Source organism: Pseudomonadota bacterium, assembly GCA_016719885.1.
Taxonomy (GTDB): domain Bacteria; phylum Pseudomonadota; class Gammaproteobacteria.
Genome location: JADJYF010000019.1, coordinates 132,911 through 157,296 on the forward strand (window position 1 = coordinate 132,911; position 24,386 = coordinate 157,296).

The 24,386-nt window shown below is 66.4% G+C and carries 16 protein-coding genes and 1 tRNA gene; 9 read left to right on the forward strand and 8 right to left on the reverse strand.

Annotated features, from left to right (window positions below):
* Positions 1-369: 369 nt before the first annotated feature.
* From IPM80_19220 to IPM80_19240, 5 genes are all read left to right on the forward strand, one after another.
* Positions 370-7,380, forward strand: coding sequence for a choice-of-anchor D domain-containing protein (locus IPM80_19220; GenBank protein MBK8960484.1), 7,011 nt, complete (start codon positions 370-372; stop codon positions 7,378-7,380).
* Positions 7,381-7,462: 82 nt separating this feature from the next.
* Positions 7,463-7,828, forward strand: a complete 366-nt coding sequence (locus IPM80_19225; protein MBK8960485.1) for a response regulator transcription factor — start codon at positions 7,463-7,465, stop codon at positions 7,826-7,828.
* A gap of 7 nt (positions 7,829-7,835) precedes the next feature.
* Complete coding sequence (locus IPM80_19230) at positions 7,836-8,054, forward strand: response regulator transcription factor (GenBank protein ID MBK8960486.1); 219 nt, start codon at positions 7,836-7,838, stop codon at positions 8,052-8,054.
* A gap of 16 nt (positions 8,055-8,070) precedes the next feature.
* Entirely contained in the window at positions 8,071-9,810 is a 1,740-nt protein-coding gene (locus IPM80_19235; GenBank protein MBK8960487.1) for a hybrid sensor histidine kinase/response regulator, read from the forward strand.
* 256 nt (positions 9,811-10,066) lie between these two features.
* Entirely contained in the window at positions 10,067-12,466 is a 2,400-nt protein-coding gene (locus IPM80_19240; GenBank protein ID MBK8960488.1) for an MMPL family transporter, read from the forward strand.
* A 71-nt stretch (positions 12,467-12,537) separates the two neighbouring features.
* On the opposite strand, the gene IPM80_19245 is transcribed toward IPM80_19240, so the two are convergent.
* On the reverse strand, positions 12,538-13,410 hold the full coding sequence (locus IPM80_19245) for an NF038132 family protein (protein MBK8960489.1): 873 nt from the start codon (positions 13,408-13,410) through the stop codon (positions 12,538-12,540).
* 211 nt (positions 13,411-13,621) lie between these two features.
* Here IPM80_19245 and IPM80_19250 point away from each other — a divergent pair, with 211 nt between their 5' ends.
* Positions 13,622-16,117, forward strand: coding sequence for a hypothetical protein (locus tag IPM80_19250; GenBank protein MBK8960490.1), 2,496 nt, complete (start codon positions 13,622-13,624; stop codon positions 16,115-16,117).
* Positions 16,118-16,420: 303 nt separating this feature from the next.
* Positions 16,421-17,293 carry a hypothetical protein gene (locus IPM80_19255; protein MBK8960491.1) on the forward strand — a complete coding sequence of 291 codons (873 nt, stop codon included), beginning with the start codon at positions 16,421-16,423 and terminating at the stop codon, positions 17,291-17,293.
* 366 nt (positions 17,294-17,659) lie between these two features.
* Here IPM80_19255 and IPM80_19260 read toward each other — a convergent pair.
* The 4 genes from IPM80_19260 to rplM all read right to left on the reverse strand — a co-directional run bounded on the left by IPM80_19260 (position 17,660) and on the right by rplM (position 19,099).
* Positions 17,660-17,733: transfer RNA gene (locus IPM80_19260), tRNA-Gln, on the reverse strand.
* Positions 17,734-17,791: 58 nt separating this feature from the next.
* Positions 17,792-18,187 (reverse strand): four helix bundle protein, encoded by a 396-nt coding sequence (locus tag IPM80_19265; protein ID MBK8960492.1) that lies wholly within the window; start codon positions 18,185-18,187, stop codon positions 17,792-17,794.
* 86 nt (positions 18,188-18,273) lie between these two features.
* Complete coding sequence (gene rpsI / locus IPM80_19270) at positions 18,274-18,666, reverse strand: 30S ribosomal protein S9 (protein ID MBK8960493.1); 393 nt, start codon at positions 18,664-18,666, stop codon at positions 18,274-18,276.
* A gap of 4 nt (positions 18,667-18,670) precedes the next feature.
* Complete coding sequence (gene rplM / locus IPM80_19275; GenBank protein MBK8960494.1) at positions 18,671-19,099, reverse strand: 50S ribosomal protein L13; 429 nt, start codon at positions 19,097-19,099, stop codon at positions 18,671-18,673.
* Between the two features lie 140 nt (positions 19,100-19,239).
* Between rplM and coq7 the strand changes: the two genes are divergently transcribed.
* Together coq7 and IPM80_19285 are read left to right on the forward strand one after the other, a co-directional pair.
* Positions 19,240-19,878 carry a 2-polyprenyl-3-methyl-6-methoxy-1,4-benzoquinone monooxygenase gene (gene coq7, locus IPM80_19280; GenBank protein ID MBK8960495.1) on the forward strand — a complete coding sequence of 213 codons (639 nt, stop codon included), beginning with the start codon at positions 19,240-19,242 and terminating at the stop codon, positions 19,876-19,878.
* Positions 19,879-19,939: 61 nt separating this feature from the next.
* Entirely contained in the window at positions 19,940-21,319 is a 1,380-nt protein-coding gene (locus IPM80_19285; protein ID MBK8960496.1) for a DegQ family serine endoprotease, read from the forward strand.
* Between the two features lie 3 nt (positions 21,320-21,322).
* Here IPM80_19285 and IPM80_19290 read toward each other — a convergent pair whose 3' ends face one another.
* From IPM80_19290 to rmuC, 3 genes are all read right to left on the reverse strand, one after another.
* Positions 21,323-22,234, reverse strand: coding sequence for a hydrogen peroxide-inducible genes activator (locus IPM80_19290; GenBank protein ID MBK8960497.1), 912 nt, complete (start codon positions 22,232-22,234; stop codon positions 21,323-21,325).
* Between the two features lie 34 nt (positions 22,235-22,268).
* Positions 22,269-23,078, reverse strand: a complete 810-nt coding sequence (locus IPM80_19295; protein ID MBK8960498.1) for an HAD-IA family hydrolase — start codon at positions 23,076-23,078, stop codon at positions 22,269-22,271.
* Between the two features lie 144 nt (positions 23,079-23,222).
* Positions 23,223-24,386, reverse strand: a 1,164-nt coding sequence (gene rmuC / locus IPM80_19300; GenBank protein MBK8960499.1) for a DNA recombination protein RmuC, incomplete at its 5' end; no start/stop codon positions are given.

A 24,386-nucleotide genomic window follows, 5' to 3' on the forward strand; every position in this document is an offset into this window, starting at 1 on the left:
CGCCGGTCCGCGGCGCGAGCGCGGTGAAGGGGCGTGCGTTCGGTCGCGCTGTCGAGCGTGCGTCGCGGTTGCGCGGGCTGGGCGGCGGGGCGACAAGGCCGCGAACGCGCCGGCCTGCCGGGCAAATGCCTGGGCGGGTCGCCGCGCAGCTTGCCAGTGCCTGCGAGTCAAGGGGCGCCAGCGAAACAGCACTGCGATTCACAGCGGCTGTCGTGCCAGACCGGCCGTTGACGTCGAACCTCGAGACGACACGTTACCCGCTGGTCCGGAATGCGGGCTGTCCCGCATCACTATGTACTTTAGGACAATGGCCGCTGCGACGGGGCGGCCAGACAATCGAGATGTTTCGATTGCACGGGATCCGTCGCCATGATCAACTCCGCCTTTCCCTCCGTGCGCACTCGCCTGGCGCTGGCCGTACTCGGCGTGTTGGGCACCGCACCGGCGTACGCCGCCAACATCTCGTGGCTGTTGGACGGCGACGGCAACTGGGGCACGGCCGGCAACTGGTCCTCGTCGCCCGCGCTGCCGGGCGCGGCCGACGATGTCACGCTGGACGTCGGCGGCGACACGCGTCGCACCGTCACCATCAACACGGTCGCTGCGGCCAGCACCCTGGTCAGCCAGGAAAATATCACGCTGTCGGCAGGCAGCCTCACGCTAGTCGGCGATTCCGCCATCCATGGCGACTTCCTGTTGTCCGGCGGCACGCTGGCGGGGGCGGGCGCCTTGACACTCCATGGCGCGGCTTCGAGTTGGGTCAGCGGCAGCATGTCGGGCACCGGCACGACGCGCGTTGCCGGTGGCGTGTCGTTGGCTGGCGGCGGTTTGAAGGATATCAGCGGGCGCGCACTGGCCGTGCTCGCCAACGGTTCGGTGAACTGGAGCAACAGCGGGCATGACAGCGGCCGCATCCGCACCGGCGGTGCCACGCTCAGCAATGCCGGTCAGTGGAACGATCTCAACACTTTCAACAACCGCATCGCCAACGAACTGAACGCCACGGCTTCGAGCTTCAGCAACAGTGGCACCTATACCAAGAGCGGCGCGGCCACCACCGAGGTAGCGATCGCCTATCACAACAGTGGTCTCACCGACGTGCAGGCCGGCATCCTCAGCCTGACCGGCGGCGGCAGCAGCGGTGGCGAGTTCCACGCAGCGGCGGGCGCCACGCTCAACTTCGGTGGCACGAGCTACAGTTTCGTCGACGGTGCGCTGTTCAGTGGCGCGGGCGCCAAGAACCTCAACGGCGGCAGCTTCACGTTGAACGGCACCATCACCGGCAGCAATCTCAACCTGGTGGCGGGCAGCTATAGTGGCACCCACAGCCTTGCTGGTGAAACGGAGTGGCTGGGCGGCGCCTTCTCGAGCGGCGGGACCACCAGCGTGGTGAACGGCGCGAGCTTCAGTCTCACGACGGGTGGTCTGAAGGATATCGCCGGTCGCACATTCGACGTTGCCAGCGGCGCGACCGTGAACTGGAGCAACAGCGGACATGACAGCGGCCGCATACGCACCGGCGGCGCCACGCTCATCAATGCCGGTCAGTGGAACGATCTCAACACTTTCAACAACCGCATCGCCAACGAACTGAACGCCACCGCTTCGAGCTTCAGCAACAGCGGCGCCTATACCAAGAACGGCGCGGCCACCACCGAGGTTGCGATCGCTTACCACAACAGCGGCCTCACCGATGTGCAGGCCGGCATGCTCAGCCTGACCGGCGGTGGCAGCAGCGGTGGCGAGTTCCGTGCCAGCGCCGGCGCCACGCTCAACTTCGGTGGTACGAGTTACAGTTTCGTCGACGGCGTGCTGTTCAGCGGTGCGGGCGCCAAGAACCTCAACGGTGGCAGCTTCACCCTCAACGGCACCCAGACCGGCAACAATCTCAACCTGGTGGCAGGCACTTACAGTGGCAGCCACAGCTTCGCCGGCGAAGTGGAGTGGCAGGGCGGCGCCTTCGCGGCGAGCGGCGCCACCGCCATCGGCGCCGGTGGCGCCTTCGCCCTCACGGGCGGCAATGTCAAGGACATCCACGCGCGCACCTTCAGCGTGCTCGCCGGCGCGACCCTCGACTGGAGCACGATTGGCCACGATGCCGGCCGCATTCGCACCGGCGGCACCACGCTCAGCAACGCCGGCCAGTGGAACGACACCAGCGCGTTCAACAATCGCATCGCCAATGAACTCAACGCCAGCGCGTCGAGCTTCGCCAACAGCGGCACCTATACCAAGAGCGGCGTCGGCGTGACCGACATCGGCATCGCGCTGAGCAACAGCGGGCGGGTGGAGGTGAACGCCGGCACATTGAATTTCAGTAGCGCGGGCAGCAATGCCGCCAGCGGCGTGCTCGAGGCCGGTGCCGCCGGCACCGTTGCCTTTGGCGCGGGTTTCAGTTTCCTCGACGGCAGCACCCTGGCTGGCGCCGGCGCCAAGAATCTCAACCTCGGCACCTTCACCATCGCAGGCACGCAGCACGTGACGAATCTCAACCTGGTGGGCGGCACCTACCAGGGCAGCCACGGTTTCGACGGTGACGTCGACTGGCTGGGCGGCACATTCAGTGGCGCGGGCAGTACCACGGTACTGGGAGCATCGAGTTTCTCCCTGACCGGCGGCGCTGTGAAGGATATCAACGGCCGCACCCTGAGCGTGGCGGCCGGCGGCAGTGTGAACTGGAGTAACAGCGGCCACGACAACGGCCGCATTCGCACCGGCGGCGCGGTGTTGAGCAATGCCGGGCAATGGCACGATCAAAACGCCTTCAACAATCGTATCTCGAATGAATTGAACGCCGTGCCGTCGAGCTTCGTGAACAGTGGTAGTTATGTACGCAGTGGCCCGAACACCACGGACATCGCCATCGCCTTCACCAACACCGGCACGGTGGACGTGCAAGCCGGTGCCTTGAACCTGAGTGGCGGCGGCAGCAACGGTGGCACCGGCGTGATGCAGGCCGGCGCCCTGGGTACGCTGGTCTTCAGCAACGGTTTCACGTTCGCCGATGGCAGCAGCTTCGCGGGTCTCGGCGCCAAGAACCTGACGGGCGGTAGCTTCACGCTTAGCGGTATGCAGCACGCCAATAATCTCAACCTCGTGGGCGGCACCTTCCAGGGCAGTCACCAATTCGACGGCGACGTGGAGTGGACGGGCGGTAACTTCAGCGGCGCCGGCACCACCAGCGTGACGGCGAATGCGAGCTTGGCGCTGGCCGGCGGCAATCTCAAGGACATCAACGGACGCACGCTGCACGTGCTGGAAGGCGGCACCCTCAACTGGAGCAATACCGGTCACGACAATGGCCGCATTCGCACCGGCAGTGCAAGCTTGATCAACGCCGGCCTGTGGCACGACCAGAGTGGCTTCAACAACCAGCTTGCCAACGAATTGGGTGGCAGCGCATCGAACTTCACCAACAGCGGCACCTACGCCAAGAGCGGCATCGGCACCACGCAGATCTCCATCGCCTATCACAACAGCGGGCTGACCACCGTGCAGGCGGGCGCTCTCAGTTTGAACAGCGGCGGCAGCAGTGGTGGCGAGTTCCGGGCGGAGACCAACGGCACCATCAACTTCGGCGGCAGCGGCTACACCTTCACCGATGGCGCGAGCTTGAGCGGCGCGGGCGCCAAGAACTTCAACGGCGGCAGCTTCGCGCTGAACGGCGCGTTGACCGTCAACAATCTCAACCTATTGTCCGGAACCTACGCCGGCACCCATACGTTGGCGGGCGAAGCCGACTGGCAGGGCGGCAATTTCGCCGGGGCCGGCACCACCACGGTCGCGGACGGCGCCAGCCTCAGCTTGAGCAGCGGCAGCCTCAAGGACATCAGTGGTCGCACGCTCAGCGTTGCCGCTGGCGGCAGCTTGAGTTGGAGCAACAGCGGGCATGATAGCGGGCGTATCCGCACCGGCGGTGCGGTGTTGCAAAACGCCGGCCAGTGGTTCGACCAGAATACGTTCAACAATCGCATCTCCAACGAACTGGGAGGCGGCGCTTCGAGTTTCACCAACGGCGGCACCTACACCAAGCTCGGCGCGGGCCAGACCGACATCGGCCTCGCCTTCACCAACACCGGCGCGGTCGATGTGCAGGCCGGCACGCTGCTGTTCAGCGCCGACGTCGCGCAACACGTCGGCAACGTGTTGAACGGCGGCACTTGGCGCGTGAGTGGCAGTGGCGTGCTGGCACTGAACGAGCCGGGTGCCCAGAACATCGTCACCAACCACGGCGACGTGACACTGGTCGGCGCCAGCGCGAGTTTCGCGCGCATCAATTCCCTGGCCACCAACAACGGCGCCCTGCGCCTGCTCGGCGCACGCAACTTCACGGCTGTCGGTGATTTCACCAACAACGGCATTGTGCAACTGGGCGGCGGCAGCTTTGGTGCGACCACGCTCACGGGCGGCGCCGCGAGCGAGATCTTCGGCTTCGGTACCGTCACGCCGACGGTAGTCAATTCAGGACGGGTGCGTGCCAGTGGCGGCGTGCTCACGTTCGCCGGTGGTGTGGATGGGCAGAGCGGCACGCTGCAATCCGACGCCGGTGCGACGCTGGCGTTGGGCGCCAACAGTGATGGCGACTTCCTGGTGAACAACGGCGCGCTCGCGCTCGGCGTCTTCGACGTCACCGTCGCCGTCGATTACAGCAACGCCAGCTTCGGCACTGGTAACGATTTCGACGCCCGCGCCGAGGTCACGGGCAGCGGGCACATCCTGGCCGCGGGCGATCTCGGCCAGGCCGTGAGCGGCGCCATCAGCGGCGGCGACGGCGCCACGCCCCAGATCCAGTTCGGCAACATCCACGTCGGTGACGTGGCGCATCGCGAGTTCTCGGTGCTGGCCACCGGCAACAGTGGTCCGGCCTTGCGCGGTGCGCTGCAGACCGCCGCCGGCGGTGGACTCATCGACGACGCGCGTCTCGGCGGCAGCGGTGTCAGTGCGCAGAACTTCGGCCCGTTGTCGGTGGGCCAGAACAGCGGCCCCTATGTCGTGACTCTCAGCGGTGATTTCGCCGGTGCGCTCGACAACCAGCGCGTGGCGGTGGTGAACAACTTCGACAATGTCGCCGAACAGGTGCTCGGCATCAGTGGCGCGGTGTACCGCTATGCGAGTGCCAGCGCATTGAGCCCGTTACCGGTGGATTTCGGCAAGCGGCGCGTGGGCGAAGTGCTGAGCCAGGCGTTGACGGTGACGAACGAAGTGCCGGCGGATGGCTTCTCGGAATCACTGGATGCCGCGTTTGTAGCAAGCAGCGGCGAGGCGACGCATGACGGTGGCCACATCGCCTTGCTGGGCGCGGGCGCGAGCGATGACAGCAGTCTCGCGGTCGGCCTCGATACCAGCGTGGCGGGTCTGCGCAGTGGCACGGTGACGGTGGAGTTCGCGTCCAACGGCGCGGGCAGCAGCGGTCTCGGCATCACGGCGCTGGCCAGCCAGGTGGTGGACGTGCAGGCCGAGGTCTACCGGCTCGCGAGCGCGAACACGGTGGCGCCGGTGGTGTTCGCCAACCGTCACGTGGGCGACGCGGCGACGCAGTTCCTGGCGGTGAGCAACACGGCGGCGGCGGATGGCTTTTCCGAGCGCTTGAACGCGAGTCTCGGCACGACCAGTGGCGACGTGAGCAGCAACGGCGGTGCGTTCACGCTGCTCGATGCGGGTACCAGCAACGACGTGGCCCTGGCGGTCAGTCTCGACACTGCGAGTGCGGGCCACAAGAGCGGCACGGCGACGGTGGCGTTTGCGTCGGACGGCGCGGGTACCAGTGGCTACGCGGCGTTCGATCTTGGCACCCAGAGCGTGGAGGTGAGCGGTGACGTGTACCGCTATGCGAGCATCGGGCCCGTGGCCGACTTGAGTTTCGGCAACGTGCACGTCGGCGACCTGCTGAGTCAGTCCCTGACCATCACCAACACCGCACTCGACGATGGCTACTCGGAAGCACTGGACGCGAGTTTCGTGGCTGCCAGCGACACACGCATCCAGTTCAGCGGCGAGATCATCGGCCTCGGCGCGCAGCAGGCCGATGCCGACAGTCTGCGCGTCACGCTCGATACCAGCAGCGCCGGTAGCGTCGACGGTGTCGTCACGCTCGCCCTGCGCTCCAATGGCGCCGGCAGCAGCGGCCTGGGGCTGACCGCTCTCGGCAACCTGGGTGTCGGCGTGCGTACCAACGTCGGTGTCTACCGCTTTGCCGACGCGGCCTTGTTGTCCGCTGAACCCATCGACCTCGGCGCGGCGCGTGTCGGAGACAGCGTAGCGCTCAACACCATCATGCTCGCCAATAACGTCGCGGCCGATGGCTTCTCTGAAAGTCTGGATGCTAGCTTCGGCACGTCAGCCGGGGGCGTCACGGCCACCGGCAGCGTGAGCGCACTCGCGGCCGGCGCCACCAGCGCTGCGCTCGCCGTGGCGCTGGACACCAGTGTCTCCGGTCTGCGCGGTGGCGACGTCGACATCCTGCTGACGTCCAACGGCGCCGGCAGCAGCGGCCTCGGCACCACCGCGCTCGCGACCCAGAGCGTGGCGGTGAGCGGTAAGGTCTATGACATAGCGGTCGCCGATGTGGATGTCACCAACATCGATTTCGGCATCGTACATGTCGGCGATGCGCTGCCGACGCGTGCGCTCACCGTCAGCAACCTCGCCGGCGGCGCGTTGACGGATAGTCTGCGCGGCGCGCTTGGCTCGCTGCCGGTGGGATTCCAGGCCAGTGGTGCGTTGCCGGCGGCGGGGATCGCGGCCGGTGCCAGCAGCGATGCGCTGTCGGTGGCGCTCGATACCGGCGTGCAGGGCGTGTTCGCGGGCGTCGGCACGCTCGACTTCGCTAGCCACAACGATGACATGGCCGATCTCGCCCTGCCCTCGATAGCGCTCACGCTGAGCGGGCAGGTCAACGCCTACGCCAACCCGGTACTCACGCAGACCGGCGGCGCGGGCAGTTTCACGGTGACCGGCGCACGCAGCTTCGAACTCGATTTCGGTGTGTTGAATGTCGGCCAGTCCGGCGTGCAGGGACTGCTCGCGCTCACCAACCTGGTCAGTGGACCGGCCGACCTCCTGGGCGCGGATTTCGATGTCGACGGCGGCCACTTTACGCTGGACGGTGCGCTTGCCTTCAGCGATCTCGCGGCGGGCGACAGCCACGCACTCGGCATCAACCTGGAGCCGCTCGTGATCGGGCTGTTCGAGCAGGTGCTGCGCATGCACCTGTACGGCGGCAACGGCGGTGGCTATCACGGCGACCTCGGCAGCTTCGAGATCACGCTGCGCGCCTCGGTGCAGGCGGCGCCGGTGCCGTTGCCGGCGCCGCTATGGCTGCTCGGCGCAGGTCTGGCGTCATTGGCGCTGCGCCGTCGGCGGACGCCGGCCGGCGCGTGACGGCTGCACCGCGCCGCAGCGCCAGCGTGTGCGGGTGCGCGTAGCTGATAAAGTGCGAGTGTTGGCGTAAAGAGGCTGCCAGGTGCCGCGCATCCTGCTGATCGACGATCATCCGCTCTACCGGCACGGTTTCATCTCCGCGCTGGAAGCCCGTCTGCCGGGTTACACCGTGGTCGGCGCGGCGAGTGCCGAGGAGGGCGCGGCGGAACTCGACCGGCATCCTGACACCGATCTCGTCATCATCGACTTCCGCTTGCCCGAGGGCGATGGCTTGGCCGCCCTGGTGACGTTTGGCGCGCGCCACCCCGGTGTGCCGCGCGTGCTCATGTCCGGCGAGGAAGGCGCGGATCTCGGACAGCGCGCTGGCCGCCGGCGCATCGGGCTTCATCCCCAAGTCGATGGACGTGGAAAGCGTCGAGGCAGCGCTGCGCCAGGTTCTGGCGGGTGATTGTTTCGTGCCGCCCATCAGTGCTCACCAGGCCGACGGCCTGACGCTCAGACAGGTGGAAGTGCTGCGCCTGCTGGGCGCCGGGTGTTCGAATCGCGATATCGCGACCGCGTTGCATATCACCGAGCGCACCGCCAAGGCCCATGTCTCGGCGATCTTCGCGCTGTTCGCCGTCGAGAATCGTACCCAGGCCGTGCTCGCCGCGCAGCGCGCCGGTTTGTTGTGAGCATTGCCGCAGTTCCATGAACACCGCGGCGCCGCCCCTCGCGCGGCTGGTCGAGACGCAACTGGCGCGCGATTACCTGGCCCTGATTCCGGCCGCGCTCGTCACTCACCTGGTGGGTGCGGCGCTGATGCTATGGCCGCTCGCGGCCGGCGCGCGCGGCGCGCGCTGGTACGCAGCCTACCTGTTGCTGAATGCCCTGCGCATGCTTGCCTGGGGCCTTTACCGGCGCGACGCGCGCTGGCAGACGCGGCCGAGCTACTGGGTACGTCACCAAGCGCTCGGGCTGTTCTGTTCGGGCTTGCTGTGGGGCGCCGCACCGTGGCTGTTCCTTGCCCAGGCGCCGGCACTGGGGCAGATCTATGTATTTGCCACCATCGTGGTGATGGCGATCGGCACGACGGTGGTCAATGCGCCTTTCCAGCTAGCACGCCTGGCCTTCGCCGTGCCCGCCCTGACGCTCGGCGCGAGCCGCGCGTTCGTCGAGGGCGGGGCGCAGTACGAGGCCATCGGTGCGGTGCTGCTGTGTTCGCTGCCGGTAGTCATCTTTCTCGGCGCGCAGTGGGGCGGCATGCTCGCCGCTTCGGTGCGCATGCGGCACGAGAACACCACGCTGGTGGAAGAACTGTCGAAACAGAAGGCCGCCGCCGAGCGCGCCATCGTCGCGCGATCGGAATTCTTCGCCGCCGCCAATCACGATCTGCGTCAACCGGTGCATGCGCTGGGGCTCTACGCCGCGGCCCTGCGTGACGCGGACAAGGGCCGTCGCTCGGCGGCGCTCGCGGAGAAGATCGGCGAGAGCGTCGACGCGCTCGAGTCCTTGTTCGATGAACTGCTGGACATCGCGCGCATCGACAGCGGCGGGGTGCTCGCCCTGCCGCGCGATTTTCGATTGCAGCAGGTCTTCGATCGCCTCAGTGCCGCCTACCGTCCGACCGCCGAGCAGGACGCCATCCGGCTGCGTTTCGCGCGCACCCGCCGCGTGGCGGCCACCGACCCGTTGCTACTCGAACGCATACTTTCAAACCTCGTGGCCAACGCGCTGCGATTCGCGCCGGGCGCGGCGGTGTTGGTCGGCGCCCGGCAGCGGGGAACCCATATCGCCATCGAGGTGCGCGACCGCGGTGCTGGCATCGCTGCCGCGGACCAGGCGCGCATCTTCGACGAGTTCATCCAGCTCGCGAATCCCGAACGCGATCGACGCCAAGGCCTGGGCCTGGGCCTCGCCACCGTCAAACGCCTGGCCGAGCTCCTCGACCTGCCCCTGGAATTGGACTCGGCCGCCGGTCACGGCAGCACGTTTCGCGTGCTGGTGCCGAGCGGCAACGAGGCGGCGGTGGCGGACAGCGACCCGGTCGTGTCGCCCATCGCGCCACAGGATCGGTTGCGCGGCTGCCGCGTGCTGGTGGTCGACGACGAGGAGGCGGTGCGCGACGCGATGACCGAGCTCTTCCAGCACTGGCAGTGCGAGTGCATCAGCGTGCGCTCGGGCGCCGAGGCCGAGCAGCTCGCGGGCAAACCGCCCGATGCGCTGATCGTCGATTATCGGCTGCCGGGTACGGCGAGCGGACTGCAAGTGATAGAGACGCTGCGAAGCCGCTACGGCAGTCCGATCCCGGCGCTGCTGATCACCGGCGACGCGCGCGACGAAGTATTGCGCGCGGCGCGGGCTGCCGGTCTGCCGGTGCTGACCAAGCCGGTACGCGCCGCGCGGCTGCGCGCGGTGCTCGCGCACCTGCTGCAGACGCAGGGTGAGTGAGCGCGTGGCCGAAGCCATTCCGCACATCGCCAGGGGCGCTGAGAGGCAGGCAGTGGCCCTTTGAATACGACCGGACGCTCGGCTAGCATCCGGATTACCGTCGGACCATGCCCGGAACGCACGCTCGTGCCCCACGCGTCCATGTCTCCTGACGCTTCAACGAACTCAAACTCCTGGCGCCGGCGGCCACCGGGACGCGCGGTATGGCCGCACGCCTGCAACAGAGTCGCCCGCCCGGATCCGCGGGAGCGATACCTTGAACTCGAATCATGATTTGACGCGCGGCCAGAAACTCGCGAACTGGTTTCTCGACCACCGGCTGGCGACCATCTTGCTCATCCTGGTGCCGACCCTGGTGCTGGCCTATGCGCTGACCAAGATCGAAGTCTATTCGCGCTTCGCCGACCTGCTGCCCGCCAAGCACGAGTACATCAAGAACTACAACCGCATGAAGGAGACCTTCGGCGGTGCCAACGTGGTTTCGATGTCGCTGCAGGTCAAGAACGGCAGTGACATCTTCACCCGCGAGACCCTCGGCAAGCTGCAGTACCTGACCCGTGAGATCGACCTCATCCAGGGCGTCAATCACTACCAGGTCACCAGCATCGCCCATCCCAAGGTGCGCCGGGTGCGAACCACCGCCGGTGGATTGATCAAGTCCGAGCCGGTGCTGCCGGAAGAACTACCGACCGACACCGAGCAGCTCAAGCAGTTGCGCGAGGAGTCGTTCAACAACGACATCGTCTACGGCACCTACATCTCGACCGATGGAACGGCGGCCTTGATCCTGGCCGGCTTCGACGAAGAGCGGCTCGACTACAACAAGATTTTCTCGCGTCTGCGCGCCCTCAAACAGGAGGTCGAAGCGGACGGCAGCACCGCTTTGTACGTCGCGGGTGAGCCGATGCTGAAAGGCTGGATCTACCATCACTCGGTCGAATTGCGCACGATTTTCGGCGTCACCCTGGCGGTGATGGTGGTGCTGCTGTACCTGCATTTCCGCACCTTCGCCGGCGTGTTCATCCCGATGCTCGGCACGGCCGCGTCGGCGGTGTGGGGTTTGGGACTGGTGGGCTGGCTCGGTTACAACCTCGACCCCTTGATCCTGGTCGTGCCGGTGCTGATCTCGGCGCGCACCGCCAGTCACTGCGTGCAGATGATGGAGCGCTACCACGACGAACTGTTGCGCGGCGCCAATCGCGACCAGGCGGTGCGCACCAGCATGGGCGAACTCATCGTGCCGGCTTCCATCGCGATTTTCACCGACGCCGCGGGCCTGCTGGTGCTGTCGATTTCGTCGATTCCGATCATCGCCAAGCTCGGCTATTTCTGCGCGTTCTGGTCGTTCAGCAACATGATCACGGTGGCGGTGCTGGTGCCACTGGTGCTGTCCTACCTGCCGGCGCCCAAGGTGTTGACGGGCGAGGAATCCAGCAACGCCTACGCGCGCGTCATGCGCAGGCTCGGCAACTTTCTCGTTTCGCGTGGCGCCTCGGCGCCGCTGTTCGTCGGCACGGTTCTGCTGGTGGTCATCTCGTCGTACTACGCGAAGGACGCGGTGGTCGGCGAGGAAAAGCCTGGCTCACCGATCCTGTTCCAGGATTCCGAGTACAACATCGCGGCCGAACACATCGCACGCATGTTCTTTGGCGCCAACCAGCTCAGCATCTACTTCGAAGGCGACGGCGCGCACAAGATGAAGGAGCCCGAAGTGCTGCAGATGATGGAGCGTTTCCGCAATACCATGGCGGCCGCCGTGAACTTCGGTGGTACGCGCGACACGCCGACGCTGGTGCGATCGATCAACCGGCTCTATCACTATGACGACCCGCGCTGGTCGCTGGTGCCGGCGACGCAGCGCGAGATCGGCAATACGCTGTTCATGTACGAGGCCGGTGCGGCGATGCCAGGCGTGATCCTCGAGTACATGGATCTCGAGGGGCGCACGGCGAACTTCGTGGTGTTCTTCAAGGACGCCACCGGCCCGACGGTCGATTCGGCCATTGCGACCGCGCAGCGCTTCGTCGACGCCAACCCGGTGGCGGGCGTCACCGCGCGTTTTGCCGGGGGTATCATCGGTACCACCGCCGCCGCCAACCAGGAAGTCGAACAATCGGAGCTGATGCAGACCGTGCTCATCATCGTGGTGTGCATGCTGTCGGTGCTGGTGACCTACCGCTCGGTGATGGCGGCGGTGCTGGTGTTCGTGGTGCTGGCGCTGGCGGTGCTGATCAACCGCGCCTACATGGGTTTTCGCGGCATTGGTCTCAACGTCAACACATTGCCGGTGACGTCGGTCGGCGTCGGTCTCGGCGTCGACTACGCGCTGTATGTCATCGACCGCATACGCGCCGAAGTCCGCCACCGCAACTTGGACGACGCGATACGCGAAACCATGTCGACCACGGGTGCGGCGGTGCTGTTCACCGCGGTGATGGTGATTGCCGGCATCGTCTACTGGATCCCGGGTTCATCGTTGCGATTCAACAGCGAGATGGCGATGCTGTTGCTGCTGCTGATGACCAGCAACATGGTCGGCGCCGTGACCGTGCTGCCGGCGCTGGTGCGGGTACTGAAGCCCGGCTTCGTCGTGAACGAACACGAAGACGAAGCCGTTGGCGGCGCTGAGCGGCAGCAGTCGTCCGCTGCGCAGTGACGGAGGCGGCAGTGGGGCGACTGATGTCGCCGAAGCGCGCGCACTGCGTGCCGCGCTCCGGCATTGACGAATCAGGCTACGCGCTGTCGGCGCCGCGCCGCCAGCAGCGGCGTGGCACCCGCCAGTAACCACAGCGCGGAGGGCAGGGGCACCGTTTGCGGGGCGCTCAGGCCCTGCAGGTCGAAGGCGATGCCCGAGTCCCAGGCTTCGTCGCCGAAATTCACCACCCCCACTTCGAGTCGATAGGTGCCGGCGCCGGGCGTGACGCGTGATTCCAGCCAGCCGCTGAAACCGCAGCCCTCGGCGTTGTCGCGCCAGCAGGTACCGTTCCAGATGCCGAGCGGTGACCAGTCGATGGGATCGAAGGCACTGGACTGCGTGGTGCGCGTGTTGAACTCGAAATCCGCGTAGTTGACGATGGTCTGGTCCGGATCGAATTCCACGGTGTTGTTGCTGGCCTTGGTCAAGGCATTGCCCGGCACCACGTTCTGCTTGTTGCCATTGCTGCTGCGCGCGGTGAAGAGCCAGGCCGCGGTGTTGCCGACGCCGTCGATAAGCCGCGCCCAGGCATAGTCGTCGAAACCCTTGCCATCGGTGGACACGTAGTTGAAGTAGGCCCGCACATCCTGACCGTCGGCCAGTGTGAACGGCGCCGAGGTGTAGGACGAGCCATTGGTCTGGCTGAATTCCGCGCCGCCGCCGCCGCTCTCGACGATGGCCAGCGGCGAAACGCCGTGGGCGCTCGAGCCGTTGGTGGTCAGGTAGGCGTAGCGCGGGCTGCCGTAGGGCGAGAGGGTGATGTCGCCGTCGGCCGCGAGCGTGCCGCAGGTGCCGAGGCAGGTCCAGGTGTCGAGCGCGGGATCGACGCCTGTCGCCTGGGCTATTGGCGCGGCGGCGATCAGGGCCGCGAGCGCGGCCAGCGAAGGAAGGGTGCTTGAACGCATCGACGTGTCCTGTGGTTTGTTTGCATGGGCGTGGCGGCGCGGCGCAGGCCGTCCGTCATGGCTTTATCCGGTGACTCCCGCAAAGGGTTCATCCGGCATCGCGACGCTGCGCGCCAGCGCGATGTAGCTCACAGTTTCCGCCCATGTCGACGCCACCCGCGTGGCTATACTCGAGGCGCCAACTCGGGATTCGCCATCGGGGAGCAGGGACATGGAACGCATTCGGGTACGGGTATACGGCTGTGTCGCGGCGCTGGTCGCGGCGCTGCCGGTGGCGGCCGCCGACCACACCCGCGAGATCGTGCGGGAAGGCGACCTCTTCGGCGGACCGGCCACCGCCTTTTCCTCGTTCATCGCGCCGTCAATCAACAATGCCGGCGCGCTGGTGTTCAACGCCCGCCTCGGCGGCGCCGACACCAACGCCGGCAACAACAGCGGTATCTTTCGCCTTCATCTCACCGCGCCCTTGCTGCCGGTTGCCGGCGGTATCGCCGCGGTGTTGCGCGAAGGCACAGCGTTCCAGACCGGGCTCGGCGAACTCATCCCGGCCGACCTGTTCCTGGCCCGCGTGCACCTCGAAGAGCCGGTGTTCGACCTGGCCGTGCCTGTCACCGGCAAGTTCGACGCGGTGGCGGTGCAGGTGCGGACCAGCGGTGGGCTGGCCGCGGGCGATTCCGTCATCGTGCTCGATGAACTCAACGTGCCGGGCTTCTCGCTGGCCGGCGCCGAGGGTGAGGATGTGCCGAACGGCAACGGCAGCTTTCGCGACTTGTCCGGCTTCAACCTGTTCGGCATCGGCATCAGTGGCGAGGCCGGCTTCTTCGCCGCGCTGAACTCGACCAATGGCGGCACGACGGACGACACCGCGCTGTTCCGTTACGACGACGGCGGGACCAGCGAACTGGTGCGCGAGGGCGATGCGCCCGGCGGCGCGACCCTCAGCGGCGTGTTCTCGCCGCGCATGAACCGCGGTGGCGAAGTGGCTTTCCTCGGCGGGCTGGCGGGCGGCGATGCCAACGCCGACATCGCCGTGTTCCGCGTCGCCGGCAGCGGCACCGCGACCTCGCGGCTCGTGGCCGAGGGCGATGCAGCGCCGGGCGGCGATGGCGTGCTCGGCGAACTCGGCGAACTACGCATCAACGGTGCGGGCGACGTCGCCTTCAGCGCGCGTCTGCGCAACACCGACGGCTTGCCGGGCACGCCGTTCGCCGGCAGTACCGCGCTCGACGACAGTGCGCTGTACCTTGCCCGCGCGAACGGTGCGCTGCTGCAACTCGCCCGTGAGGGTGACGAGGTCAGCCCCGGCGGTGCGCGCCTCGGCGCGCTCGCCGACGCATTCAGCGGCGATGTGCCGCGGCCGAGTCTCAACGACGATGGCGCGGTCGCGTTCCGTGCCGGACTGTTCGACGTCGTACCCGAGGCCGGCACCGGCATCTTCATCGCCGCCCCGGACGGCCTCACGCAAATCGCGCGCAGCGGTGCCGTCTATGACGACGGCGTGTTCGGCGGCTTCGAACACCCGCTCATCAACCGGCGCGGCATGGTGGCCTTCAAGGCCGAGATCACCGTCGGCGAAGTCAACGGCGAAGAAGGCCCGGTCGCGCTCAACGAAACCGCGCTGGTGGTGTCCGATGGCATCGATTTCGCCACCGTGGCGCGCGAAGGCGACCCGCTCAACGGCGACGTCGTGCTCGACATCGACTTCAACGCCGATCCCACCGGCCCGGCCAACGGCTTCGACGACGCGGGCCGTGTCGCCTACCAGGTCATTTATGCGAGCGGCGCGCGCGCGATCAACGTGTGGACGCCGCGCGCACTGTGGCGCGGCAGCTTCGAATCGCCCGAGCAGGAGGCGCAGTGGGACGATGCGCACAACTGGCGCTTCGGCATGTTGCCGGGCGCGGCGCACGATGCCGATCTCGTCACCGCTGGCGGCGCGATACACGGCCCCGCGCAGGACACCACGCTGGCCTCACTGACCGTGGGCGGCAGCACGCGACTGCTGCTCGGCGCCGGCGCGCTCGGCACCATCGGCGGCCTCACCATCGGCGCCGGCGCGAGCGTCGAGGGTGGCGGGGCGATCAGCGGGCCCGTCGACAATCAAGGCACCGTGCGCGTCACGCCGGGCCAGGCGTTGAACGTGGACGGCGAACTCGTGAACGGTGGCGAGATACGCGTGGATGCCGCGGCGAGCGTGCGCTACGCGGGCAGCTATTCCGGCAGCGGGATCATCAGCGGCGCCGGCACCAGCCTGTTCGACGGCGGTCTCGACCCGGGCGACAGCCCGACCCTCATGCAGGTGGCGGGTGAGGTGGTGCTAGGCGCAGGCAACGAGACCGTGCTCGAAATCGCCGGGCTCGCGCGCGGCACCCAATACGATGCGCTGGACGTCGGCGGACGACTCACGCTAGGCGGCACCCTGCGCATCGCGCTGCTGGATGGATTCGCCCTCGCGCCTGGTCAGGACTTCCTGCTGTTCGACGCGGGACTGCTGGAGGGTGAATTCGCTGCCCTGCTGTTGCCGCAGATCGACGGCATCGCGTTCAGCTTGCAGCGCGACCAACACAGCCTGCGACTCGCGGTGCAGGCGGTACCGGTGCCGGGCGTGGGATGGTTGTTTGCTGCCGTGGCGGGGGCGGTGTGTGGGCGGCGGCGCTTGGCGCGGTCGACACTAAAGAATGCCGAAGACCACGATAGACATTCGTAGTCAGCGCCCTGACCACGACTACCGACGACGGCCGTTCGGCCAAGGCGAGCGTGGCGCCCGATTGCCGGGCCCGGTTGCGCACCAAGCAGGTGCCGACTGCGGCCCATTCGGTAAGGTCGCGAAGCGCTCTGACAGCTACAAAATTTTGCATTTCATTTGCACTCATCGGGCTGCCGCTGCGATGCGCATCGTTTAGAGTTCAAGTTCGACACGCGGAGTTGCCCACGAGGCCCACACCAAAGTAGAAGCGACGCGCAAATCGTCGCGCCGCCACAGTAATCAGCTACAACGAGACCTGACTTCATGATCCAAGCAAGCTTCGCGCGTGCCGTGGGCGGGCTTTGCCTGTTCGCCGGCAGCGCCTGCGCATCCGCCGCCTCCTTGAACCTTACCTTCAGCGATTTCAGCGACCTGTCCGCACTGCGGTTGAACGAGCGCGCCGCCAGCATCGGTAATGCCGTGACCGACGATCAAGGCCGCAAGGTGCTGCGCCTGACCGACAACTACGCGCAGAAATCATCGGCCTTTCTCACCACCGCGGTATCTTTGGCCGACGACCTGTCGTTCAGCACCTTCTTCCAGTTCCGTATGACCGCTGGTGATGGCTTCGCCGAGGCCGGCGAAAGTCCGGTCAAGGGTGCCGACGGCATCGTGTTCGCGGTCAACACCGCCTACGACTACACCGGTCCGACCGGCGAGAGCCTCGGTTTTCGTGGCATGTGGTTCGGCGCTGGCGTCGAGTTCGACACGTTCAACAACGGCGGCGTGGTGGACACCGATGGCAATCACGTCGGCATCGACCTGGACGGCTCGGTGGCGTCGGTGGTAGCGCGGTCGGTGACGCCGCTGTTCAACAACGGCCAGGTATGGAGTGCGTGGGTCGATTACGACGGCGTCGCGGACCGCCTGGAAGTGCGGCTTGCCCAGGGCGGTACGGCTGCCCGTCCGACCGACGCCTACCTGAGCTACGGCGTGGACCTGTACGAGAAGGCCTTGCACCAGGATGTTTACTTCGGCTTCACCTCCGCCACTGGTTCGCTGCGCAACAACCAGGACATCCTGCGCTGGGATATCGCAACGGCACCGGCGCCGGTACCGTTGCCGGCATCCGGGTTGCTCGTCGCCAGCGCAGCGCTGGCGCTGGCTGGACTGGCGCGGCGTCGACGCGGCGCTTGAGCACAAGTCACACGAAGCACGACTCGCGGACGGGCGCGTTCACGCGCAGCATTGGGTGTTGCTTGGAGCGGCGTTCGCAGACCTTGCGCGCGTTCTCGTCTTCGCGGCTTGCTTTGCGACTTTGTCGAACGACAGGTTCTCATCGAGCCAGTGCTTAAGCCATAAACGCAAAACGGGTAGTGAGGCCCGTTCTACGTTTCTTGGACTAGGATTGACTCGCATCCGCTTGTGCGGATGCTCGCCCCTGCGGGGCGCCGCTGCGCGGCGTCCAAGTTCGCATTGCGAACTTGTCGAACGATAGGTTCTCATCGAGCCAGTCCTTAAGCCAATAACGCAAAACGGGCCTTGCGGCCCGTTCTGCGTTATTGGCTGGGGGACTAGGATTCGAACCTAGACTGGCGGAGTCAGAGTCCGCTGTCCTACCGTTAGACGATCCCCCAAGAGAGGAGCGCAAGCTTAATTCAGAATCGCATCGGCATAAAGCCCGAATTGCGAATTCTATTCGGCGACGTGGTGCCAGCTGCGTCGGATCACGGGTGTGGTGTCCGCCTGCGCTTCGCACCATTGAATGAGGCTTTGCAGTTGTCGCGAGATCTCGAGCGACTCCTGCATGAGTTCGGTGGAACTCGGCAGGGTGACGAGATCGAGTTGCGCGGCGAGGTAGAGTTGGGTGCGGAGCTCCGCGCAGCTCGAGCGGGCGCGTTCGAGGAAGTGCGCGAACTGTCGCAGCGACGAGCGTTCGTAACCGGCCGCGATCTGGGCGGCGAGCGCGATGCTGGCCGAGGTGATGCGTTCGCGAAAGATTGGGTCTTCGCAGTGCTGAACGAGGGAGTAAGTTTGAATCGCGAAACCGCAGGCGCGGTTCCAGACGCTGAGCGTGTGCAGGGCATCCATGCCGTGACCTCCATGTCGCTTTGAGCATTGCCCGGGCATCCTGCCCGGGCGTTCGTTTGGCGGTGGCCGCGAGTGCGGCCGCCGGATCAACGCTTCGAGTACTGCGGGCGCTTGCGGGCCTTGTGCAGACCGACTTTCTTGCGCTCGACTTCGCGCGCGTCGCGGGTCACGAAACCGGCCACGCGCAGCTGGCGGCGCAGGGTTTCGTCGTACTCGATGAGAGCGCGGGTGATGCCGTGACGGATGGCGCCGGCCTGGCCGGTGATACCGCCGCCTTCGACCGTGACGTTGATGTCGAAGTCATGGGCCATGTTCACGGTCTCGAGCGGCTGGCGCACGATCATGCGGCCGGTCTCGCGACCGAAGTACTGGTCGAGCGGCTTCTCGTTAATCACGATGTTGCCGCTGCCGCGCTGCAGGAAGACGCGTGCGCTGGAACTCTTGCGACGACCTGTGCTGTAAAGAACTTCGTATGCCATGCGCTCAGAACTCCAATTGAATCGGCTGCTGGGCCGTATGCGTATGAACCGGACCGTTGAAGATCTTGAGCTTGCGCAGCATCGCGCGGCCCAGCGGACCCTTGGGCAGCATGCCCTTCACGGCGCGCGTGATGACGGTCTCCGGTGATTTTGCCAGCAGCTTCTCGAAGGTGGTTTCCTTCATGCCGCCGATGTAGCCCGAATGGTTGTAATAAATCTTGCCCTTGGCCTTGTTGCCGGTGACGCGAATCTTCTCGGCATTGACGATCACGATGTAATCACCGGTATCCATGTGAGGCGTGAAGATGGGCTTATGCTTGCCGCGCAGGCGCTTGGCTACTTCGGCCGCCACACGACCCAGTACCTTGTCGTTGACATCGAGCAGGTACCAGTCACGTTTGATCGTGTCCGGCGTCGCGGTGTAAGTTTTCATTGGATCGTCTGGCTGGTTCGGAAAAAAGAGGCGCAATGGTACGGATGGGCGCCGGGAGTGTCAATGCAAAACCCTGTTATCCCGCCACATTTTCGCCCGGCCCGGGGTCTGCGGCGAGCCGGGCCCGGGCCCCTGACGCGATGAGGGTCTATTCCGGTCTCGATCGCGTGCTGGAGCGGGCCGATTCCCTGTTGCGGGCCGCGACCCGCACCGGCGCCCGCCAGCAACGCCCGACGCCCGGGCAGGAACTGCCGGAGCCGGCCCTGGACAATGCGGCTCGCCGCAAGGCGGCGGGGCTCATGCGCGTCAATCACGCCGGCGAGGTCTGCGCCCAGGCGCTCTATGTCAGCCAGGCGGCGCTGGCCCGGGACGAGGACAAGCGCACGGCGCTCCTGCAGGCGGCGCGCGAGGAGGGCGACCATCTGTACTGGTGCGAGCAGCGCCTGGCCGAACTCCACAGCCACACCAGTCGCCTGGACCCGCTGTGGTTCGTCGGCTCCTGCGCGATCGGCATGGTGGCGGCCGCCGTCGGCGACCGCTGGAGTCTCGGCTTCGTCGAGGAGACCGAGAGGCAGGTGGTGGCCCATCTCGAGGGCCACCTCGGCCGGCTGCCCGAGCACGATCTGCGCAGCCGCGCGATCGTGGCCATGATGCGTGACGACGAACAGCGCCATGCCGACGACGCACAATTGCGCGGCGCGGCGCCGCTGCCGGCCGCCGTACGCGGGGCCATGGGCTGGACCGCGCGGGTGATGACCACCGTTTCCTACTGGGTGTGAGCTTTCGGATCTGCCGGCGCGGCCGTTGAAAGCGGCGGTGCGCGCCCCTACCCTCTGGGCCATGAAACAGATACTGACCTTCCTGCGAGCTTACGCGGCGCTGCTCGGCGCCTGTCTTTGGACCTTGAACGCCGCCGCGGCCTTGCCGCCCGCCGTCGACGGCAATGCGCTGCCGAGCCTCGCGCCGATGCTCGAGAACGTGACGCCGGCGGTGGTCAACATCGCGAGCGAGGGCCATGTCGAGCTGCAGTTGAACCCGCTCTTCAACGACCCATTCTTCCGCCGCTTTTTCAACGTGCCGGACCAGCCCCTGAGCCGCAAGACCCAGAGCCTCGGTTCGGGCGTCATCGTTGACGCCGCCCAGGGCCTCATCCTCACCAACAACCATGTCATCGCCAACGCCGACAAGGTCACGGTCAACCTGCGCGACGGTCGCAACTTCAAGGCCGAACTGGTCGGCAGCGACCCGGACAGCGACGTTGCCGTGATCAAGATCAAGGCCACCAAGCTGACGGCGCTGCGCCTCGCCGACTCCGACAAGCTGCGGGTGGGTGATTTCGTGGTCGCCATCGGCAATCCCTTCGGCCTCGGCCAGACCGTGACCTCGGGCATCGTCAGCGCGCTGGCGCGCAGCGGCCTTGGCATCACCGGCTACGACGACCTCATCCAGACCGATGCCTCGATCAATCCCGGCAATTCCGGCGGCGCCCTGGTCAACCTGCGCGGTGAACTCATCGGCATCAATACCGCCATCTATTCCCAGAGCGGCGGCAACATCGGCATCGGCTTCGCGATCCCGGTCAACATGGCCCACCAGATCATGCAGCAGCTGGTGTCCCACGGGCAGGTCAAGCGCGGCTACCTCGGCGCGCAGTTCCAGGATCTGAACCCCGAACTCGCCGAGGCTTTCGGTCTGCGTGCCGACAAGGGCGCGGTGGTGGTGGACGTCACGGATGGCTCACCCGCGGCACGCGGCGGACTCGCGCCCGGCGATGTGGTCACGTCGATCAACGGACGCTCGATTGCGAACGCGGCGGAATTGCGCAACCAGATTGGCCTCATACGTGGCGGCCAGAAAATCGAGCTCGGGCTGTTGCGCGAAGGTCAGGCGGCGCGCGCCACGCTGGTGATAGCCGATCGCGACGAGGGCGTCAGCGCGTCGGGGCAGTTCCGCAACGAGCGTTTCGCCGACACCACCATCGGCGAGATCCCGCAGGATTCTCCGGCCTTCGGGCGTCTGCAGGGCGTGATGGCCTACAAGGTCGATCGCGGTTCGCGGGCGTGGGCGGCGGGCCTGCGCGCCGGCGACGTCATCGTGTCGGTCAACCGCACCCGCACGCCCAGCCTGCCGGCTTTCCTCGCGGTGGTGAACCAGGCCCAGGGCGCGCTGCTGCTGAGCGTGCACCGCGGCAACCAGAGCGCCTACCTCGTCATCAAGTGAGCCTCAGGCGCAGTAATCGACGCCCTTGAGCCTGGCCTCGCGCACCACCGTCGCGAGGCACTGGATGACTTGCGGGCGTGCGAAGCCGCGGCGATAGAACACCGCGATGGTGCGCGTCGGCTGCGGCGCCACGAACGGCCGCACCACCAGGTGCTCGGCGAGATCCTCGTTGATGCGCATGGTCGACGGCAGGATGGTGAGGCCGGCGCCCATCGCCACCATCTGGCAGATGGTTTCCAGCGAGCTGCCTTCCAGCGTCTTCTGCAAGGCGCCCATGTCCGGCCCCACCGGGCAGATCTCGATGACTTGGTCGCGAAAGCAGTTGCGCGCGCCGAGCAGCAGCAGGGTGTCGGACGCGAGATCCGCCGGTGCGATGCGCTTCTTCTTCGCCAGCGGGTGGCCGGCCGGCAGCGCGACGTTGAACGGTTCGTCGTAGAGCGGCCGCGACAGCAGCTGCGGGTCGGCATAGGGCAGGGACATGATGACGGCGTCCAGCTCGCCGCGTTTCAGCGCCGCCGCCAGGGCGTCGGTGAAATTCTCCTGCACCACCAGCGCCATGTGCGGCGCGTGCTGTTTCAAGCCGGGAATGAGCCGCGGCACGAGGTAGGGGCCGACGGTGTAGATGACGCCGAGCCTGAGTTCGCGTCCCAGCGGATCGCGCGCCGCCTCGGCAATGACCTTCACGGTGTCGGCCGCGCCCAGCACGGTTTCGGCCTGCGCCACGATGGCGCGGCCGATGTCGGTCACCAGCACGTCGTTGTGGCTGCGCTCGAACAGGCGCACGCCGAGCTCATCCTCGAGTTTGCGCACCGCCACGCTCAAGGTCGGCTGGCTGACGAAACAGGCCTCGGCGGCCTTGCCGAAATGCCGGTGGCGCGCGACGGCCACGATGTAGCGCAGTTCGGTGAGTGTCATGCAGAGTCAGGCGTAAGAACGACGCGGGCAGCGCTCAGGCGTGGGCACGCAGCGCCGCGCGCGGCTCGTCGCCGAGCGCGCCGTGGCGGCGCAACACCAGCGTTTCGAACAGCGACAGGTCGACATAGTGATGACCGGCGGCACAGCCTTCGAGCACCGTGAACGGCGCATGGGGCTCGCCGGCGGAATCGACCACCAGGTCGGCGTCGGGAAAATGCTCGTCGCGGGTGAAGCGGTGGGTGGTGACGATGGTCACCAATCCCGCGGCGCGCGCCGCGGCCAGGCCGTTCAAGGTGTCTTCCAGCGCCACGGTGTGCGCGGCGGCGGTACCGAGTCGTTCCAGCGCCGCCAGGTACACGGCCGGCGAGGGCTTTTTCTGCGGTACGGAGTCACAGGTCTCGAGCGCCGTGAACCATTGGCGCCAACCCGGCGGCAGGTTGTTGTCGAGCAGCGTTTCGATGTTGCTGCGCGCCGAACTGGTGGCGATGCCGAGCTTGAGGCCGGCGCCGCGCGCCTCGTCCAGCAGGCGCCGGATGCCGGGGCGCAGCGGCACTTCGCCCTCGGTCAGCATGGCGGCGTACTTGCGGGTCTTGGCCTTGTGCATGGCCACCACGAATTGCTCGAACTCGGCGTCGGTCGCGAAGCGGCGGCGCAGACGGCGGCCATAATCGGCGATGCGTTCGCGGCCGCCCGAGATCGCCAGCAGTTCGCGATAAAGCTCGGGCGTCCAGTTCCAGTCCAGGCCGTATTCCTGGAACACGTGGTTGAACGCCAGTCGGTGCACGTCCTCGGTGTCGGCCAGCGTGCCGTCGACGTCGAAAATGATCCCCTGCAGTGTTTTCACCGAACGCTTTCGAGCCTCGACCGTGAGCGTGATTGTGGGTTTCAGTCTATGCGAGTCCATCTGATTAAGCGATTGATTATGGGCAGTTATGCCCATTTCTCCCGCTCAGGTGGGGGGCTGTGGGCGCCTTGCAAGGGCCGCGCTCTAGCGGTCCTCGACAGCTTGTCGGTCGGAAGGCTTGGAAACTTCAGGCCCGTCGAGTTCCACGCGCTCGATTTTTTCAAAGCGCTCGGTGATCTTGCGTGCCGAGACGTTGACCTCGTCGACGTCCTTGTTGGCCTGCTGGATGTGCACCGCAAGCTTGTCCATGCGCGTGCGGAAGCGTTGGAAGTCGTCGGCCAGGTAGCCTAAGTGGCGCTGGATGATGTCGACCTGTTCGCGGGTGGCGGCATCCTTCAGCACCGCCGCGGCGGTGTTGAGGATCGCCCACAGCGTGGTCGGCGAGGTCAACCACACGCGGTTGGCCTGGGCAAAATCGACCAGGTCGGGGTGGTGGGCCTGGATCTCGGCAAACACCGCTTCGGCCGGGATGAACATGATGGCGCTGTCGGCGGTTACGTCGCGCACGATGTACTTGTCGGCGATGTCCTTGACGTGTTTGCGGATGTCCTGTTTGAACTGCGCCTCGGCGCGCTTGCGCTCGAGCTCGGCGCGGCTGGTGTCGGTCATGAAGCGGAACGACTCGAGCGGAAACTTCGAATCGATGCAGATGGTGCCGGTCGGGTAGGGCAGCAACAGCACGCAGTCGGCGATGCGATCATTACCGAGCCGGTACTGCAGGGCATAGCTCGACGGCGGCAGCACGTTTGCCACCAATTGCGCGAGCTGCACTTCGCCGAAGGCGCCGCGCGAACGCTTGTCGACCAGGATCTCCTGCAGGCTCACCACTTCGCTGGACAGCGCGGTGATCTTCTTCTGCGCTTCGTCGATCAAGGCCAGGCGCTTGATGACATCGGTGAACGTGGCGGTGGTCTTCTCGAAACCATCGGACAGGCGCTTGTCGACCTGGCCGGCGATTTCCTTCAAGCGTTCGTCGGTGACGCGCGTCAGCGCTTCGACGCGTTGGCCAAGATCGGTCGAACCGCGCAACAAGGCTTCGCCGAGCTGCTGGTGCAGGCTGTCGAAACCGCTGCGCATGCTGTCCTGCAGGGTTGCGAGCACGCGACCGCCCTGTTCTTCCGCGTGACGCCGATGCTCGGCCAGCGCCATCGCCAATTGCTCACGCTGCTCGCGTAGCTGTCCGAGCACCAGCGCGCGATCGTCGGCGAGGGTGGTCGACAGCGCGAGCTTGGTCGCTTCCATGCGCGT